This window comes from Pseudomonas fluorescens, from assembly GCF_001307275.1.
GTDB lineage: Bacteria > Pseudomonadota > Gammaproteobacteria > Pseudomonadales > Pseudomonadaceae > Aquipseudomonas > Aquipseudomonas fluorescens_AA.
Genome location: NZ_CP012831.1, coordinates 2,562,269 through 2,579,528, shown reverse-complemented (window position 1 = coordinate 2,579,528; position 17,260 = coordinate 2,562,269). Strand labels below are relative to the sequence as shown.

Genomic DNA, 17,260 nt, shown 5'->3' with positions numbered 1-17,260 from the left:
GCGCTACCTGATAGCACAATCGCCATCATTTTGCTTCGGGTGCAGCGGCACTCACGTTGAAACGCAGCACACCGATCATCTGGCCATTTTCCGTCAGCACCCGCACCTGCCATTTGCCGGTCGGGTCGTCCGGGAAATTCTGTTTGTGCGTCCAGGCGCGATAGCCTTCCTTGCGCCCGCCATGGATGTCCAGGGCGATACGATCCACTTCCTTACCGTTGAACTGCCAGACGTGATAGATCCGCTCGTCGAGCCCACGTGGCGCGTTGATCGCGGTGTAGGCGTACAGGCCGTTGCCGCGAATCTGGGCGGCGCTGACTTCCTTGAGGCTGGCCCCGGGGGTGCGGTCTTCCAGTTGGGTGCTGATCGCCACCTCGGTCATCCACAATGTCGCTGGCGGCACCCAGGAGCGCAGCACCCAGCCGGCGGCACCAATCCCGACGGTGATACACAGAATGGCCAGGGCGTTGCGTACGGTGCGGATCGGGAAGATCGAGGCCAGGCTCGGGAACGACAGCAGCATGGCAATGCCCAGGGCCAGCTTGAAGCTCTGGTCGGTGGTCAGGTGCAGGATGACCGGCAACGCGGTGAGCAGGGCGGCGAACAGGGTCAGCGTGTGCAACGCCAGGAACGCCCAGCGCCGTGGCGCCAGCCATTTGTAGTACAGCGGATCGGTGATCGAGATCAGCGCCGCGATCGTCAGCAGGCCGGTGAAAATCAGTTGGCTGCTGTTCCAGGTGGTGGTGATGAAGAAAAACGGCAGGACGAAAAACAGGCTTTCCTGGTGAATCATCTGCGTGGCGTAGCGCAACAGCGGCTGGGGGATCTCCCGTTTGAAAATCCGCGTGAACAGCCGGGTCATGCTGTTCTCGACCATCAGCCAGAGCCAGCTCACCAGCATCATGATGGCGATCCAGGTCGCCAGGCCCTGCTGGCGGTCCACCAGCATGAAACTGCCGACCCCGGAGATGAAACCACCGAGCGCAATGACCCCTGGATAGCGCTTCATCAATTCAAGGATGCGCTGGATATAGACCGTCAGGTTTTGCATTCGGTAGTTTCACAGTAAGTCGTAGGAAATATCCCTGACAGAGTATCGCCAGGGCATCGATGTGACGAGCACTCTTGTGCTGAGGGATTTTTCTGTGGGAGCAAGGCTTGCCCATGATGGACGCGATACGGTCTTTCAGAAATCGAGGGGCCTGTTTTCGCGAGCAAGCTTTGCTCCCACGGAAGACTCCCCCAACCTGTGGGAGCAAGGCTTGCCCATGATGGACTCGATACGGTCTTTCAGAAATCGAGGGGCCTGTTTTCGCGAGCAAGCTTTGCTCCCACAGAAGACTCCCCCAACCTGTGGGAGCAAGGCTTGGCCGCGATGGGCGCGATGCGCTCTTTCAGTCTGCTTTCGGTCGGGCCCGCCGGCGTACCTGCCACATCACCAAGCCGAGCAGCAGCAACCCCAGCAAGCCGCCCAGCCCCCAGACGAGCTCATCGTCACTGAGCAAAGGCTTCTCGATGCGCAGGTAACCCGGGTCCTTGAGCAGTTCGCGCAGGGCCACGTTGGCCTGTTCCAGGCTCACCTCCTGCAGGCGCACGGCCGGGTTGGCGAAGCGACCGTCTTCGTAATCGCCCAAGGCGCCCCAGTAGTAATCGGCCAGCGCGCTGTTACCTTGAACCGCCCAGGACTGATGGGCGATGGCCGCGCGTTTGATGCGCACGAAACTGGCGGGGTCCAGGCCATCCTTGAGCAAGGTCTTGCGCAGTTCTTCCAGCGCCTGTTCGGCTTCGGGCAGGTCTTCGCGGGACAGGTCGGCGTTCAGGCTGAAGAAGCCGACGCCGCCGAATACTTCGCGCTCGGTCCATGGCCCGTAGGACAGGCCGCGGGCCAGGCGCAGTTGGCGATAAAGTGCCCAATCCAGGTAGTCCTTGAGCAGGTCGAAGGTTTCGTCATGCTGCTCGTCCAGCACCGGTTCCGGGAACAGCCAGTGAAGCTTGGCACTGTCGCCGGCCAGGCCACGGATCAGGTTGCGCTTGGTCACTGCCTTGTAGCGGATCTGCGGCAGCGCCTCGTGGGCACTGGGTTCCACCGGCTCGAGTTCGCCAAAGGCGCGTTCCAGGTAGGCGGGCAGCAGTCGGTCGAGATCCCCGACCACGATCAGCGTCATGTTGTTCGGCGCATACCAGGCCTTGCGCACTTGTTCGAGGCGGGCGAGGGTATGGCGCTGGACCTCGGCCCGCTCCGCGCAGCGCAGGCCCAACTCGACCGCCAGTTGGTTGCTGGCCTTGTGGCCCAGGTCCTGGTGATCGAGCCAGCGTTGCAGGTGGGTGTAGTGACCACCGTCTTCGCGTTCCACCACCCGCTTGGCCGCCTCCAGGGCTTTTTCGTCGATACGGGTGCGGGTCAACAGCGTCAGCAGCAGGTCCAGCACCTTGCGTTGATTGCGCGCCGGCGCCTCGATGACGAACGTGGTGTCGGCGTTGCTGGTGAAGGCATTCCATTCGCCACCCAAGGCCTGCATGCGCTCTTCCAGGCCGCCTTCACCACTGTCGTCGACGCCGCTGAACAGCAGGTGTTCGAGCAGGTGCGGCAGTTCCTTGTCGGCGCAACTGAAGTCGTCCAGGCCCACGCCGACCACCAGCCGGATCGCCACATGCCCGCGCTCGGTGCCGGGCTTGAGCATCAGCTGCATGCCGTTGGGCAGCGTATAGCCTTCGACCTGGAACCGGTCCAGGGCAACCACGGGCAGTGAGCCGAGCAAAAGAAAGGCGAGCAACAGACAACGCATAAGGGCTTCCTGGCGGCTGGGTGGAGGTCCATGGTGTTGGGCAGGCCGTCATCGGCGGATCGCGCCCGAAGTTGGCTCGCTCCCCCTATCGAATCTATGCAGTATTCATGACAACGGGAGCAGGCGGGCCGCTGAACGGTTTCAGGCCCAGGCCATTGTTACTGACTGACCAATGCGCCAGTTGTTCAAGGCGAATGGGTAATGTCGCTAATTTCATCCGCCGCCAGCGCACCGATCTCGGCCGTCTCCAGCACCACATAGGCGCTGCCGCAAAACAGCGAATTGAGGCGCCGCATGTCGGCAATCAGCTCCAGGTGCAGGGAACTGGTCTCCAGGCTTTGGACGACTTTGCGTTGCAGGCGGCTGACATGGGCATGGGCCATGCGCCGTTCCTGCGCCCGAAAACGACGTTTCTCACGTAGCAACTGGCGGGCGCTTTCCCGGTCGGCGCTGAGGAATACCGACAACCCCAGTCGCAGGTTGGCGATCAAGTGGCTGTGCAGCCCCGCCAACTCTTCCAGGCCCACATCGGAAAAGGAGCGGCGCTGCGAGGTCTTCTGCTGCTGGACCTTGCGCAACATGCGCTCGATCAGGTCGCTGGCGAGTTTGAGGTTGATCGCCAGTTCGATGATCTCCGCCCAGCGGCGGCTGTCCTGTTCGCTGAGGTCTTCACGGGGCATTTGCGCCATGTACAACTTGATTGCACTGCACAGCGCCTCGACGTCATCGCTCATGCGCCGCACTTCCTGGGTCACCGCGGTCTGCTGGCCACGCAGCACGTCCAGCATGGCTTCGAGCATGTTCTCGATCAGGTCGCCAATGCGCAGGGTTTCACGGGCCGCGTTGGCCAGCGCCAGGCTCGGGGTGGCGAGGGCCGTGGGGTCCAGGTGGCGGGGCTTGGCCGTGCCGTTGGTCTCGGGCCGTTCCGGCAGCAGCCAGGCACAGAGCCTGGCCATCGGGCCGACGCTGGGCAGCAGCACCAGGCACCGCACAGTGTTGTAGAGCAGATGAAAACCGATCACCGTTTCCTGGGGGCTGAAATCCAGGCTGTCGAGCCAGCCCACCAGCGGATCGAGCACCGGAATGATCAACAACAGCCCGATCAGCTTGTACAGCAGGCTGCCCAGCGCCACCTGGCGTCCGGCGGTGTTCTGCATGCTGGTGCTGAGGAACGCCAATACGCCGCTGCCGATGTTGGCGCCGATCACCAGGCCGATGGCCACCGGCAGGCTGATCACCGCGGCACCGGCCAGCGTCGCGGTCAGTAGCACGGCGGCCAGGCTGGAATAGGAAATCATCGCGAACAGCGCGCCGACCAGCGCATCGAGCAGGATATCGCCGGTCAGTGAGGCGAAGATCACTTTCACGCCTTGGGCGTGGGTGATGGGCGCGGCGGCTTCGACGATCAATTGCAGGGCCAGGATGATCAGGCCCAGACCGATGCCGACCCGGCCCATTTGTCCGACGCGGGTCTGTTTGCGCGAGAGGAAAAAAATCACCCCGAGGAAAATCAGCAGCGGCGACAGCCACGACAGGTCGAGGGTCAGCACCCGGGCCATCAGCGCGGTGCCGACATCGGCGCCCAGCATGGTCGCCAGGGCCGGCGTCAACGCCATCAGGCCCTGGCCGACGAACGAGGTGACGAGCATGGCCGTGGCGTTACTGCTCTGGACCATGGCCGTGACCATGATCCCTGCGATAAACGCCAGCCAGCGCTGGGACATGTTCTGGCCAATGACATGGCGCAGGTTCGAGCCGTAGACCCGCAAGATGCCGGTACGCACGATATGCGTGCCCCAGATCAGCAGGGCCACGGCGGAGAGCAAATTCAGCAGGGTCAGCATGAGAGGCCCCCTGTTAGCGTCCCAAAGGAACAAATTGACGATGCCACATTCTTCGTTCTTGTATTTAAGCTGTAGTTGGCGAACGGTTCGGGCGCCAGCATTGCACAGCTAAAGAATCGTTTGAAACAAAACTGTCATAAAAAACACCCGCAGCCCCTGTGGGAGCGAGCTTGCTCGCGATGGGGCCCAGACATTCAACATCTTCTTTGGCTGACAGACCGCTATCGCGAGCAAGCTCGCTCCCGCAGGGTTATGCGCACCGGCCTTTCTCGGGGCATGAAAAAGGGGCTCCAAAGAGCCCCTTCATTCAAATGCCCGATGCCATTACTGGCCCGGAACATCCTTGCGCAGTTTCACCGGATCCTGCTGTTTGCGCTTGCGTGCAATCGCGGTACGCATCTTGATGTTGACCGCTTCCACCGCCAGGGAGAACGCCATGGCGAAGTAGACGTAGCCTTTTGGCACGTGCACGTCGAACGATTCGGCGATCAGCACGGTACCGACCACCAGCAGGAACGACAGCGCTAGCATCTTCAGCGACGGGTGCTTGTCGATGAACGTGCTGATGGTGCCCGAAGCCAGCATCATCACCAGTACGGCAACGACGATGGCGGCAACCATCACCGGTACATGGGAGACCATGCCGACCGCGGTAATGACCGAGTCCAGGGAGAACACGATGTCGATGATCGCGATCTGGATGATGGTGTAGATGAAGTTGCCGCCCTTGCCCGAAGGTTCGTCGTTGGTTTCATCTTCGCCTTCCAGCGCGTGGTACATCTCCTGGGAGCTTTTCCACAGCAGGAACAGGCCACCGAAGAACAGGATCAGGTCACGACCGGAGATACCCTGGCCGAACACTTCGAACAAATCCGCCGTCAGGCGCATGACCCAGGTGATGGACAACAGCAACAGGATCCGCGTGATCATGGCCAGCGCCAGGCCGAAGATCCGGGTGCGCGCCTGCATGTGCTTGGGCATGCGGCTGACCAGGATCGAGATCATGATGATGTTGTCGATGCCCAGGACGATTTCCAGGGCGGTCAAGGTAAAGAAGGCAACCCAGATTTCGGGGTTGGTCAGCCATTCCATGTGAGTTCCTTTGAGCGAGTGTTAGGCCGAGCCGCGCCTTCTTGTCAGATCGGCACGGCAGGGCGAGCGTTGCTTTTATAGAGTGCTGAACAGCGGAAAAATCCCCATCAGCAAGGCGGCGAACATTATGCACAGGCAAACCAGTACTGCCCACTTCAAGGTGAAGCGCTGGTGATCGCCGAACTCGATCCCGGCCAAGGCTACCAGCAGGTAGGTCGACGGAACCAGCGGGCTTAACAGGTGGACGGGCTGGCCGACGATGGAGGCACGGGCCATTTCAACGGCGGTGATGCCGTAGTGGCTGGCGGCTTCGGCCAAAACCGGTAACACCCCGTAATAAAATGCATCGTTAGACATGAAGAAGGTGAAGGGCATGCTCACCAGCGCAGTGATGACTGCCAGGTAAGGCCCGAGGAACTCCGGAATGACCGCCAGCAGGCTCTTGGACATGGCGTCGACCATGCCGGTACCAGACAGGATGCCGGTGAAGATACCCGCGGCGAAAATCAGCCCGACCACCGCCAACACACTGCCGGCGTGCGCTGCGACGCGGTCTTTCTGCTGTTGCAGGCACGGGTAGTTGACGATCATCGCGATACTGAAGGCCACCATGAACAGCACCGGCAGCGGCAACAGGCCAGCGATCAGGGTGCACATCAGGGCCAGGGTCAGCGCGCCGTTGAACCAGATCAGCTTCGGACGGCGAGCGTCGGGGAACTGGGACACGCTGATTTCGCTGTGGTCGATCTCGTCGCCCGCCAGGTGCAATTCACCCAGGCGTGCGCGTTCGCGTTTGCCGTACATGTAGGAGATCGCCAGGATCGCCACGACGCCGGCCAGCATGGCGGGAATCATCGGCACGAAGATGTCGGACGGGTCCACATGCAGCGCACTGGCCGCCCGGGCCGTCGGGCCGCCCCACGGGGTCATGTTCATCACGCCACCGGCGAGGATGATCAGGCCGGCCATGATGCGTGGGCTCATGCCGATACGGCTGTAGAGCGGCAACATCGCGGCCACGCAGATCATGTAAGTGGTCGCGCCGTCACCATCGAGGGAAACGACGAGCGCCAGAACGGCGGTACCGACCGAAACTTTCAACGGGTCGCCCTTGACCAGCTTGAGGATCTTGCGCACGGCCGGGTCGAACAGGCCGGAGTCGATCATCAGGGCAAAATACAGAATCGCGAACATCAGCATCACCCCGGTCGGGGCGAGCTTGGTGATGCCTTCGAGCATCATCGGGCCGATCTTCGGCGCGAAGCCTCCGAACAGGGCGAACAGGATCGGGATGATGATCAGGGCGATCAGCGCGGACAGGCGCTTGGTCATGATCAGGAACATGAACGTGATGACCATGGCGAAGCCAAGGAAAGTCAGCATGGGAAATACTCCAGGCGTGGCGCGGCTATGAAAGGCGAACCGGACAGGTCAGCGCGAAATGCAAAGCACGAGGGGGACGGATGGAGTGGGTGCAGCGGGACGGGTAGCAGCGGACATCAGAATCACCATTGTTGTTGTTAAAAGGGCCGAACGAGCCTTGAAAACTCGCTTTTGGCCGACCGGTCTTTTGCCGGAAGTGAGGTGATCCTAATCGCGCTAGCTTTCAGCAAGCTTTCGCCGTTGCAATGGCTGATGGTTGGTCAAGCGGGTCTGTGTTGCTGTTGTGGCGAGGGAGCTTGCTCCCGCTGGGCTGCGAAGCGGCCCCAGGATTTTGCGGCCGCTGCGCGACCGAGCGGGAGCAAGCTCCCTCGCCACAACAGCAATCAGGTGCTTGCTTTAAACGCTGAAAGATTCAACGGCCGCACCGCGCCCATCCAGATCGCATGCTCGGTGTGGTCCGTCAGGTCATCGCCGGTCTCCGGGTGCAGGAAAATCACCAGGCCCTTGCGATTCAGCGCCAGCCACGGCAGGACCACGCCGATGTACTGCGGATCGAACGCCAACTGACAGCTCCAGTCCGGGTGCGGGCCGACCGGACGTTGATGGACACGGCCCATTTTCAGCGGGAACAGCTGCGCCGCTTCCTCGCACAGGGCCCGCGCCTGGTCGAGGGTGCTGGCGTCGAAATACACGTGGGCGTGGTAGCCCTTGATCCGCTGCATCTGTACTCCTTGGAAAAGAGGCCGAACCCTCGCCGTTTGCCGCGGGTCAGAGCCTTTACATGCGCGTTAAAGAGGAAAACAGCCATGAAAAACGCTGAAACCCCGGTCATCAAAGTGGTGCTCTATGGTGCCATGAGCAGCCTCGGCAGTGCGTTGATGGCTGAAATGCTGCGGCGCCAGCATGAGGTCATTGCGATTCTCGACGATCTTACCGCCCTGGCTCCACGCCCGGGCCTGCGGACCAAGACCGGCGATCTTTTCGACCCGGAGCGGGTCAAGCAAAGCGTTGCCGGCGCCAGCGCCGTGGTGTGCCTGTTGAACGCGCCGGGGTTGCCGATGAACAGCGAACAAGTGGAGCGCACCTTGATTCCCGGCCCGGTGGAGCAAGTCCTGGCGGTGGATGCACTGATCGCCGGCATGCAGGTGGTGAACGTGCCCCGGTTGTTCCTGATCGGCGACTTCGCCGTGCTCGACGAAGAGCAGGCCGACGACGATTTGCAACGCCATGCCGCCGAAGAAGTGCTCGACGCCCTCAAGAACAGCACCTTGCAATGGACCTTGGTCAACGCCCCTTACGCGGCGCCTGGCCTGGGCATCGAGCATTTCAGCCAGGTCAGCACCAGCCTCGAACCCGGCCTGGCCGAATCCCTGGAGCGGCTCAACCGCGTGGCGGTCGGCATCGCCGATGAGCTACGCCTGAAGCTGCATGTGGGCGAGCATGTCAGCTTTGTCGCCGCCCACTAGCTGTCGACATCCACATCCGTGGCGAGGGAGCTTGCTCCCGCTGGGCTGCGAAGCAGCCCCAAAAACATGGTGCTCGCCACGGCCTCAAACCGCAATTGAAGGCAACGGCAACCCCGTGAGCGATTCAGCACTGTTGGTCTGTTCTTCCATCAACCAGTCCACAAACAGCCGGATCAACCCCCCGCGTCGTTTACGCTGGGGCAAGACCACGTAATACCCCAGCCGCGACAGCACTGTTTCGGCGATGGGACGACACAGCAGCCCCTGGGCCAATAAGTTATCCACAAGGTGTCGCCAGCCGATGGCGACGCCTTGGCCGCCAATCGCCGCCTGGATGAGGAGCGTGTAGTTGTCGAAGCGCAATTGCCCGGGGGCGGGCGGCGACGTGATGCCCAGCTCGCGGAATACGCCGCTCCAGTCGAACCAGCTGTTGCTGTTGCTCGCGCGCAGGTGCAGCAATGGAAATTCCGCCAAGGCCTGGGCGGGTAAGGGCAGGGGGCGATCCTTGAGCAGCAGCGGGCTGCACACCGGAAAGACTTCTTCGCTGAACAGCCAGCGACTTTCACCTTGTTTGAAGCGACCGTCGCCGAACAGCACGGCAACGTCGATATCGGTCCGCAACATGTTGTGATTGCGTTCGCTGGTCACCAGGCTCACGTCCACCTGGGGGTTGGCGGCGTGAAAGCGATGCAGGCGCGGCATCAGCCAGTAAGCGGCGAAGGCGAAGTCCGTGGCGACCTGCAGCACCTCATGCTGGTGTTGGGCGGTGATCGCGCTCAGCCCGGCATCGATGCTTTGCAAACCGGTCTGCACTTGTTCGAACAGGATCGTCCCGGCCTCGGTCAGCTCGATGCCGCGATAGATCCGGTCGAACAACCGTGTACCCAATTGCTCTTCCAGGCGCTTGATCTGCTGGCTGATGGCCGGTTGCGTGGTGCCCAGCTCAATCGCCGCCGCCGTAAAGCTTTGTTGGCGGGCCGCGGCTTCAAAGGCACGGAACAGTTCCAGGGACAGGTCACCCAAGGCGTCATACATAAGCTGTGCTTATCCTAGTCATTATCCTGCATGGGCTTTACCCCAAAACCCGGGGGCTACATGCTCGATCGCAGCAATATCGCATAACTGTCTACTATGGAATGCCGCGAATACATGAAGCGCAAGAACATTCTTTTCATCATGGCCGATCAAATGGCCGCGCCAATGTTGCCGATCTACGGTCCTTCGCCGATCAAGCTGCCGAACCTGTCGCGCCTGGCCGCCGAGGGCGTGGTGTTCGACGCCGCCTATTGCAACAGCCCGTTGTGCGCGCCGTCGCGTTTCACGTTGGTGAGCGGCCAGTTGCCCAGCAAGATCGGCGCCTACGACAACGCGGCGGATTTTCCTGCGGACGTGCCGACCTACGCCCATTACCTGCGTCGGCTCGGCTATCGCACGGCGCTGTCCGGCAAGATGCACTTTTGCGGTCCCGACCAACTGCACGGCTACGAAGAGCGCCTGACCAGCGACATTTACCCGGCCGACTACGGCTGGTCGGTGAACTGGGACGAGCCGGACGTGCGGCCGAGTTGGTACCACAACATGTCGTCGGTGTTGCAGGCCGGCCCTTGCGTGCGCACCAACCAGCTGGATTTCGATGAAGAAGTGGTGTTCAAGGCCCAACAGTACCTGTTCGACCACATCCGCGAAGACGGTGACCAGCCGTTCTGCCTCACCGTGTCGATGACCCACCCACACGACCCGTACACGATTCCCAAGGCGTTCTGGGATTTGTATGGCGACAACGACATTCCGTTGCCGCAGACCCCGGCGCAAACGGACCTCGATCCACATTCCCAGCGGCTGCTGAAGGTCTATGACCTGTGGGACAAACCACTGCCTGTGGATAAAATTCGTGATGCCCGCCGCGCCTATTTCGGCGCGTGCAGCTACATTGACAGCAACGTCGGCAAGCTGCTGCAAACCCTGGAAGATACCGGTCTGCTGGACGACACGATCATCGTCTTCTCTGGCGATCATGGAGACATGCTCGGCGAAAAGGGCCTGTGGTACAAAATGCACTGGTTTGAAATGGCTGCCCGCGTACCGTTGCTCATCAGCGCGCCGGGGCAGTTCGCCAGCGGCCGGGTGGGGGCGGCGGTGTCCACCGCCGACCTGCTGCCGACCCTGGTGGAACTGGCCGGCGGTACCCTGGAACCCGGCTTGCCACTGGATGGCCGTTCGCTGGTGCCGCATCTGCAAGGGCAGGGCGGGCATGACGAAGTTTTCGGTGAATACATGGCCGAAGGCACCATCAGCCCCTTGATGATGATCCGTCGTGGCCCGTGGAAATTCATCTACAGCGAAGATGACCCATGCCTGCTGTTCGACGTGCGCAACGATCCCAAGGAGCTGGAAGATCTCAGCCAATCTCCCGAGCATCAAACCCTCTTCGCCGATTTTCTCGTCGAGGCGCGGGCCAAGTGGGATATTCCGGCTATTCACCAACAGGTGCTCGCCAGCCAGCGCCGCCGCCGTTTTGTCGCCCAGGCGCTGACCCTGGGCAAACTCAAGAGCTGGGACCACCAGCCGCTGGTGGACGCCAGCCAGCAGTACATGCGTAACCACATCGATCTCGACGATCTGGAGCGCAAGGCCCGTTATCCACAACCCTGCCAAAACCAATAACGTAAGGGGAAGCACATGCAAAAGTTATCCACAGTACTGACCGCTGGGCTGTTGGCGTTGAGCAGTGTTTCGGCCTGGGCCGAGCAGAGCTGCGAGACCGTGAAGATGGCTGACCCGGGCTGGAGTGACATCGCCGCGACCAACGCCATCACCGGTTTCCTGTTGGACGGCATGGGCTACAAGGCCAAGGTCGATACCCTTGCGGTGCCGATCACCTTCGGTGGCCTCAAGGACGGCCAGGTGGATGTGTTCCTGGGTAACTGGATGCCGGCGCAGCAGGGTTTCTATGACAAGTTCGTGGCCACTGGCGATGTCACGCAACTGGCCAAGAACCTCGACGGCACCGAGTTCACCCTGGCGGTCCCGGACTACGTCTGGGACGCCGGTGTGCATAACTTTGCCGACCTGAACAAATTCGCCGACAAGTTCGACAAGAAGATCTACGGCATCGGTTCCGGCGCCCCGGCCAACCTCTCCCTGAAAGAAATCATCAAGACCAATGACTTCGGCATGGGCGAGTGGAAACTGGTGGAGTCCAGCGAGCAGGCGATGCTGGCGGAAGTCTCCCGGGCGGTGAAAAAACAGAAGTTCGTGACCTTCCTCGGCTGGACGCCGCACCCGATGAACGTGCAGTTGAAAATGCACTACCTCAAGGGTGGCGAGAAATACTTCGGCGACACCGGCAGCGTCTACACCCTGACCCGCAAGGGTTATGCACAGGCCTGCCCGAACGTTGGCAAGCTGCTGACCAACCTGAGCTTCACCCAGGAAATGGAGAACAGCATCATGGCCGAGGTGGTGAACAACAAAGTCAGCAACGCCGATGCGGCCAAGGCCTGGATCAAGGCCAACCCGGCAGTGCTGGAAAAGTGGCTGGACGGCGTGAAGACCCTGGATGGCAAGGATGCGTTGGCGGCGGTGAAGGCCAAGCTCTGACAGCCCCGCTGCTTTGCGGGCGCGGAGCACTGTAGAGAGGAAATCCATGTGGGAGCAAGGCTTGCCCGCGATGAAGACGACTCGGTCTTTCAGAGACCGAGGTGCCTGTTTCGCGAGCAAGCTTTGCTCCCACATAAATCCCCTCGCCACAGGGAGAACGGTGCCCGGTCCTGATACCCTTGCCCCATTCCCCCATCCTTGAGGCCCCATGGCAATCCCCACGCGCCATTCACTCTTTCCGTTCCTGAGCTGGCTGCCCCGACAGACCCGCCAGAGTGTCGGCCGCGACCTGATCGTCGGCCTGAGCGGCGCGATTCTCGCGTTGCCGCAATCCATTGCCTACGCCCTGATTGCCGGTTTGCCGCCTGAATATGGCTTGTACGCAGCGATCGTTCCGGTGCTGATCGCCTGCCTCTGGGGTTCGTCGTGGCACCTGATCTGCGGCCCTACGGCGGCGATTTCCATCGTCCTGTATGCCACCGTCAGTCCGCTGGCCGTGCCCGCCAGCCAGGACTACATCACCTTGATCCTGCTGCTGACCGTCCTGGCGGGGATTTTCCAGTGGCTGCTGGGGCTGTTGCGTTTCGGCGCGCTGGTGAATTTCGTCTCCCACTCGGTGGTGCTGGGTTTCACCCTGGGGGCGGCGGTGGTGATCGCATTGGGGCAGTTGCCGAACCTGCTGGGCCTCGATTTGCCCAATGAAGCCACGGCATTGAAGGGCCTGCTGATGTTGGTCAGCCATATCGAGGCTGTGGATAAACCGTCATTGCTGCTGGGATTGGGCACGCTGCTCCTGGGCGTGGTGCTCAAGCGCCTGCTGCCGCGCTGGCCGAGCCTGTTGATAACTTTAATCATCAGCAGCCTGGTGGTCTGGCTGTGGCCGGCGATGTTCGGGCATGTGGCGCTGGTCAGCGCCTTCGCCGGGCGCCTGCCGCCGCTCACGCTGCTGCCGCTGGACCTGGAACTGATCCTGCGCTTGCTGCCCGGGGCCGTCGCGGTGGGCATGCTCGGGCTGGTCACCAGCCTGTCCATCGCCCGTTCGTTGTCGGTACGTTCCGGGCAATTGCTCGATGCGAATCAGGAGGTGAGGGCGCAGGGGCTTTCCAACCTCGTTGGCGGATTTTTCTCCGGATCCTTGTCGGCCGGTTCCTTCACCCGTTCCGGCCTCAGCTATGAAGCCGGGGCCTGCTCGCCCCTGGCCGGGGTGTTCTCGGCCTTGTGGGTGGCGTTGTTTGCGGTCGCCGGGGCGAAACTGATCGCGCACATCCCGATTCCGGCCATGGCCGGCAGCATCCTGCTGATCGCCTGGGGGCTGGTGGACCACCGTGGTATCCGGGCGTTGTACCGCGTGAGCCGCGCCGAATTCATGGTGATGAGCCTGACCTGCCTGGCCACGTTGCTGCTGGAACTGCAAACCGCCATCTACGCCGGTGTACTGGCTTCGCTGTTTTTCTACCTCAAGCGCACCTCACAGCCGCGGGTGCAGCACTTTCGCGAGGGGGAGGCGGAGATCCTGCGGGTGGGAGGCTCGATCTTTTTCGGCGCCAGCCATTACCTGCAAGTACGCCTGCAACGGCTGCAGGCGCAGCGGGTGGTCATCGATGCCCAGCAGATCAACTTCATCGATTATTCCGGGGTGGAAATGCTCCACCAGGAAGCCCGGCGCCTGCGTGGCCAGGGGCGTAGCCTGACCTTGCGCAAGGCCCGGCCCCAGGTGGTGGAGGAGTTGTTGAAGCTGGAAGGACCGGAGCATTGCCCGATCCATTTTGAGGATTGAACTGATTCAACCCTGTAGGAGCTGCCGAAGGCTGCGATCTTCTTTCATGTGCGACTCAATTGTCTGGGGCAAGATCGCAGCCTCGTTGCACTCGACAGCTCCTACGCAGTTCCTACAGCGCCAATTGGCGGCGCAACTCGGCCAGCACCGGCGCGGTGTCCGGGCGTACCCCGCGCCACAGGTAGAACGCTTCGCCCGCCTGCTCGGCCAACATGCCCAAGCCATCCATCGCCACCGCCGCACCGTGTTCGCTGGCCCAACGGCAGAATGAGGTCGGTTCCTTGCCATACATCATGTCGTAGCAGACCGTCTTGCCGGGCTCGATCAAGCTGGCGGCAATCGGCGGTACATCCCCCGACAGGCTCGCGGAGGTGGCGTTGATGATCAGGTCCACCGGCTCTTGCAGCCAATCGAAGCCACTGGCCGAGACCGGGCCCAGGTCGGCAAACGACTTGGCCAGCCCTTCGGCTTTTTCCACCGTGCGGTTGGCGATGATCACCGAGGCCGGCGCTTCGGCCAGCAGCGGCTCCAGCGCGCCGCGCACCGCGCCGCCGGCCCCTAGCAACAGGATGCGCTTGCCCTGGAGGCTGAAGCCGGCGTTGACGGTCAGGTCCCGGACCAGCCCGGCACCGTCGGTGTTGTCACCCAACAGGCGGCCGTCGGCCAGTTTGCTCAACGTATTGACCGCCCCGGCCCGCTGGGCCCGCTCGGTCAGGGTGTCGGCCAGGCGGAAGGCGTCTTCCTTGAACGGCACGGTGACGTTCGCACCACGCCCCTCGCGGAAAAATGCCCGGGCGCAACCGGCGAAATCCTCCAGCGGTGCCAGCAGCGTGGTGTAGTCCAGCACCTGCCCGGTCTGCTCGGCAAACAGGCGATGGATCAACGGCGACTTGCTGTGGCCGATCGGGTTACCCATTACAACGTAGCGATCCATGGAATATCCCCGTTCAGGCCTTCGCCAGCCAATCGCGATCCTGCAGGAAGTACTCGGTCAGCCGCGCCTCTTCGCTGTCCGGCTCGGCTTTCCAGTCATAGCCCCAGCGTACTTGCGGCGGCAGGGACATCAGGATCGACTCGGTACGTCCGCCCGATTGCAGCCCGAACAGGGTGCCGCGGTCGTAGACCAGGTTGAATTCCACGTAGCGCCCACGGCGAAATTCCTGGAATTCCCGTTGCTTGGCGGTGAACGCGTCATGCTTGCGGCGACGCACGATGGGCAGGTAGGCATCGATGTAGGCGTCGCCGATGGCGCGAATGAAGGCGAAGCAGGTGTCGAAACCCCACTCGTTCAGGTCGTCGAAAAACAGGCCGCCGATGCCCCGGGGCTCGTTGCGATGCTTGAGGTGGAAGTAGCTGTCGCACCAGGCCTTGTAGCGCGGGTACACCTCGGGGCCGAACGGCGCGCAGGCTTGCTCGGCGACGCGGTGCCAATGCACGCAATCCTCTTCTACGCCGTAGTAAGGGGTCAGGTCGAAGCCGCCGCCAAACCACCAGACCGGCTCTTCGCCTTCCTTTTCGGCGATGAAGAAACGCACATTGGCGTGGGAGGTTGGTACGTGGGGGTTGTGCGGGTGGATCACCAGCGACACGCCCAAGGCTTCGAAGCTGCGCCCGGCCAGTTCCGGCCGATGGGCGCTGGCCGAGGGTGGGAGGCCGCTGCCGAAGACGTGGGAAAAGTTGACACCGCCCTTTTCGATCACCGTGCCGTTTTCGATCACCCGCGTGCGACCGCCACCCCCGGCGGGCCGGGCCCAGGCATCTTCGACGAAGCGCGTGCCGCCATCCTCGGCTTCCAGGGCGGCGCAGATTCGGTCTTGCAGGTCGAGCAGATAGGCTTTCACGGCCTCGGTACGAGTGGACATGACGTCACCTTGATCAGGGCTACGCTACGCGGCGTATAGCGGGCCGGTGGCAAATGGGCGCACAGGATACCACCGCACTTGCCCACGCCACAGTTGACGACGGTCAAGCTTAGGAGTCCGATAGCAGGCTTGGTAAAAAGTCTGCGACAAGGAGAAAGTGAAGATGGCCAAACGTATCCAGTTCCGTTCCCACGGCGGTCCCGAAGTACTCGAGTATGTCGACTATCAGCCGGCCGAGCCGGGCCCGCAGCAGGTACGCGTCAGCAACAAGGCAATCGGCCTGAATTTCATCGACACCTACTACCGCAGCGGTCTTTATCCGCCACCGGCGCTGCCTTCGAGCCTGGGCGCCGAGGGTGCGGGCGTGGTCGAGGCCATCGGTCCCGGTGTCACGCGGTTCAAGGTCGGTGACCGGGTGGCGTACGGCAGCGGACCGCTGGGGGCCTACAGCGATGTGCATGTGTTGCCCGAAGCCAACCTGGTGCATCTGCCCGAATCCATCAGTTTCGAACAGGCCGCCGGCGTGATGCTCAAGGGCCTGACCGTGCAATACCTGTTGCGCCAGACCTATGAGCTCAAGGGTGGCGAAACCATCCTGTTCCATGCCGCCGCCGGTGGCGTGGGCTCCTTGGCCTGCCAGTGGGCCAAGGCCTTGGGCGTGAAGCTGATCGGTACCGTCAGTTCGCCGGAAAAAGCCGCCATCGCCAAATCCCACGGCGCCTGGGAAACCATCGACTACAGCAAGGAAAACGTCGCACAGCGCGTGCTGGAATTGACTGACGGCAAGAAGGTGCCCGTGGTGTACGACGGGGTTGGCAAGGACACCTGGTTGACCTCCCTGGACAGCGTCGCCCCCCGTGGCCTGGTGGTGAGCTTCGGCAATGCCTCGGGTGCGGTGGAGGGTGTGAACCTGGGGATTCTTTCGGCCAAGGGCTCGCTGTACGTCACTCGCCCGACCCTGGCGACGTACGCCAACAATGCCGAAAACCTGCAGCGCATGGCCGATGAACTGTTCGGGATGATCAGTAGCGGCAAGCTCACGGTGGACATCAACCAGCGTTATCCACTGGCGGAAGCGGCCAAGGCCCAGACCGAGCTGTCGGCGCGGCGCACGACGGGGTCGACCATTCTCCTGCCTTGAGCTACAGGGACGAAGGTGTCCAGCAGAACCTGTGGGAGCGAGCTTGCTCGCGATAGCGGTGTGTCAGTCAATATCAATACTGGCTGACCTGACGCCATCGCGAGCAAGCTCGCTCCCACAAAGGTTTTGCAGTGTCCACAGATCTGGCATTCGCCACAAATTCCTGTGGGAGCGAGCTTGCTCGCGATAGCGGTGCGTCAGTCGATATCAATGCTGGCTGACCTGTCGCCATCGCGAGCAAGCTCGCTCCCACAAAGGTTTTGCGGTGTCCACAGATCTGGCATTCGCCACAAATCCCTGTGGGAGCGA

Annotated in this window: 14 protein-coding genes; 5 read left to right on the top strand and 9 right to left on the bottom strand. The window is 62.0% G+C overall.

What is annotated here, in order from left to right; all coding sequences use genetic code 11:
• Positions 1 to 25: 25 nt before the first annotated feature.
• The 6 genes from AO356_RS11385 to AO356_RS11360 all read right to left on the bottom strand — a co-directional run bounded on the left by AO356_RS11385 (position 26) and on the right by AO356_RS11360 (position 7,827).
• Positions 26 to 1,051 (bottom strand): DUF5924 family protein, encoded by a 1,026-nt coding sequence (locus tag AO356_RS11385; protein ID WP_060739866.1) that lies wholly within the window; start codon positions 1,049 to 1,051, stop codon positions 26 to 28.
• A gap of 343 nt (positions 1,052 to 1,394) precedes the next feature.
• Entirely contained in the window at positions 1,395 to 2,786 is a 1,392-nt protein-coding gene (locus AO356_RS11380) for a M16 family metallopeptidase (RefSeq protein ID WP_060739865.1), read from the bottom strand.
• 185 nt (positions 2,787 to 2,971) lie between these two features.
• A complete protein-coding gene (locus AO356_RS11375; protein WP_060739864.1) occupies positions 2,972 to 4,630 on the bottom strand; it encodes a Na/Pi cotransporter family protein in 1,659 nt (552 codons plus the stop codon).
• A gap of 324 nt (positions 4,631 to 4,954) precedes the next feature.
• Positions 4,955 to 5,722 (bottom strand): TerC family protein, encoded by a 768-nt coding sequence (locus tag AO356_RS11370; RefSeq protein WP_060739863.1) that lies wholly within the window; start codon positions 5,720 to 5,722, stop codon positions 4,955 to 4,957.
• Between the two features lie 75 nt (positions 5,723 to 5,797).
• Positions 5,798 to 7,105, bottom strand: a complete 1,308-nt coding sequence (locus AO356_RS11365) for a CitMHS family transporter (protein WP_060739862.1) — start codon at positions 7,103 to 7,105, stop codon at positions 5,798 to 5,800.
• Between the two features lie 383 nt (positions 7,106 to 7,488).
• On the bottom strand, positions 7,489 to 7,827 hold the full coding sequence (locus tag AO356_RS11360; protein WP_060739861.1) for a DOPA 4,5-dioxygenase family protein: 339 nt from the start codon (positions 7,825 to 7,827) through the stop codon (positions 7,489 to 7,491).
• 84 nt (positions 7,828 to 7,911) lie between these two features.
• Between AO356_RS11360 and AO356_RS11355 the strand changes: the two genes are divergently transcribed.
• Positions 7,912 to 8,571, top strand: coding sequence for an NAD(P)-dependent oxidoreductase (locus tag AO356_RS11355; protein WP_060739860.1), 660 nt, complete (start codon positions 7,912 to 7,914; stop codon positions 8,569 to 8,571).
• An 84-nt stretch (positions 8,572 to 8,655) separates the two neighbouring features.
• On the opposite strand, the gene AO356_RS11350 is transcribed toward AO356_RS11355, so the two are convergent.
• Positions 8,656 to 9,606: a choline sulfate utilization transcriptional regulator gene (locus AO356_RS11350; RefSeq protein WP_060739859.1), complete on the bottom strand. Its 951-nt coding sequence runs from the start codon at positions 9,604 to 9,606 to the stop codon at positions 8,656 to 8,658.
• A gap of 114 nt (positions 9,607 to 9,720) precedes the next feature.
• On the opposite strand from AO356_RS11350, the gene betC reads away from it, so the two are divergent.
• The 3 genes from betC (at position 9,721) to AO356_RS11335 (ending at position 13,948) form a co-directional block, all read left to right on the top strand.
• A complete protein-coding gene (gene betC, locus AO356_RS11345; protein WP_060739858.1) occupies positions 9,721 to 11,235 on the top strand; it encodes a choline-sulfatase in 1,515 nt (504 codons plus the stop codon).
• Positions 11,236 to 11,250: 15 nt separating this feature from the next.
• Positions 11,251 to 12,171: a choline ABC transporter substrate-binding protein gene (choX, locus tag AO356_RS11340; RefSeq protein ID WP_060739857.1), complete on the top strand. Its 921-nt coding sequence runs from the start codon at positions 11,251 to 11,253 to the stop codon at positions 12,169 to 12,171.
• Positions 12,172 to 12,379: 208 nt separating this feature from the next.
• Positions 12,380 to 13,948 carry a SulP family inorganic anion transporter gene (locus AO356_RS11335; RefSeq protein ID WP_060739856.1) on the top strand — a complete coding sequence of 523 codons (1,569 nt, stop codon included), beginning with the start codon at positions 12,380 to 12,382 and terminating at the stop codon, positions 13,946 to 13,948.
• Positions 13,949 to 14,060: 112 nt separating this feature from the next.
• Here the strand turns inward: AO356_RS11335 and aroE are convergent, their stop codons facing one another.
• Together aroE and hemF are read right to left on the bottom strand one after the other, a co-directional pair.
• Complete coding sequence (aroE, locus tag AO356_RS11330; protein ID WP_060739855.1) at positions 14,061 to 14,882, bottom strand: shikimate dehydrogenase; 822 nt, start codon at positions 14,880 to 14,882, stop codon at positions 14,061 to 14,063.
• A gap of 13 nt (positions 14,883 to 14,895) precedes the next feature.
• On the bottom strand, positions 14,896 to 15,810 hold the full coding sequence (gene hemF / locus AO356_RS11325) for an oxygen-dependent coproporphyrinogen oxidase (RefSeq protein WP_060739854.1): 915 nt from the start codon (positions 15,808 to 15,810) through the stop codon (positions 14,896 to 14,898).
• A 163-nt stretch (positions 15,811 to 15,973) separates the two neighbouring features.
• On the opposite strand from hemF, the gene AO356_RS11320 reads away from it, so the two are divergent.
• Entirely contained in the window at positions 15,974 to 16,951 is a 978-nt protein-coding gene (locus tag AO356_RS11320) for a quinone oxidoreductase family protein (RefSeq protein WP_060739853.1), read from the top strand.
• Positions 16,952 to 17,260: the final 309 nt, after the last annotated feature.

Excerpts from the sequence above, each read along its gene's own strand:
- hemF (WP_060739854.1), bottom strand. The coding sequence starts at position 15,810 with ATGTCCACTCGTACCGAGGCCGTGAAAGCCTATCTGCTCGACCTGCAA.
- AO356_RS11385 (WP_060739866.1), bottom strand. The coding sequence starts at position 1,051 with ATGCAAAACCTGACGGTCTATATCCAGCGCATCCTTGAATTGATGAAG.
- AO356_RS11320 (WP_060739853.1), top strand. The coding sequence starts at position 15,974 with ATGGCCAAACGTATCCAGTTCCGTTCCCACGGCGGTCCCGAAGTACTC.
- AO356_RS11355 (WP_060739860.1), top strand. The coding sequence starts at position 7,912 with ATGAAAAACGCTGAAACCCCGGTCATCAAAGTGGTGCTCTATGGTGCC.
- aroE (WP_060739855.1), bottom strand. The coding sequence starts at position 14,882 with ATGGATCGCTACGTTGTAATGGGTAACCCGATCGGCCACAGCAAGTCG.
- AO356_RS11365 (WP_060739862.1), bottom strand. The coding sequence starts at position 7,105 with ATGCTGACTTTCCTTGGCTTCGCCATGGTCATCACGTTCATGTTCCTG.
- AO356_RS11335 (WP_060739856.1), top strand. The coding sequence starts at position 12,380 with ATGGCAATCCCCACGCGCCATTCACTCTTTCCGTTCCTGAGCTGGCTG.
- AO356_RS11370 (WP_060739863.1), bottom strand. The coding sequence starts at position 5,722 with ATGGAATGGCTGACCAACCCCGAAATCTGGGTTGCCTTCTTTACCTTG.
- AO356_RS11380 (WP_060739865.1), bottom strand. The coding sequence starts at position 2,786 with ATGCGTTGTCTGTTGCTCGCCTTTCTTTTGCTCGGCTCACTGCCCGTG.
- AO356_RS11375 (WP_060739864.1), bottom strand. The coding sequence starts at position 4,630 with ATGCTGACCCTGCTGAATTTGCTCTCCGCCGTGGCCCTGCTGATCTGG.
- choX (WP_060739857.1), top strand. The coding sequence starts at position 11,251 with ATGCAAAAGTTATCCACAGTACTGACCGCTGGGCTGTTGGCGTTGAGC.
- AO356_RS11360 (WP_060739861.1), bottom strand. The coding sequence starts at position 7,827 with ATGCAGCGGATCAAGGGCTACCACGCCCACGTGTATTTCGACGCCAGC.
- betC (WP_060739858.1), top strand. The coding sequence starts at position 9,721 with ATGAAGCGCAAGAACATTCTTTTCATCATGGCCGATCAAATGGCCGCG.
- AO356_RS11350 (WP_060739859.1), bottom strand. The coding sequence starts at position 9,606 with ATGTATGACGCCTTGGGTGACCTGTCCCTGGAACTGTTCCGTGCCTTT.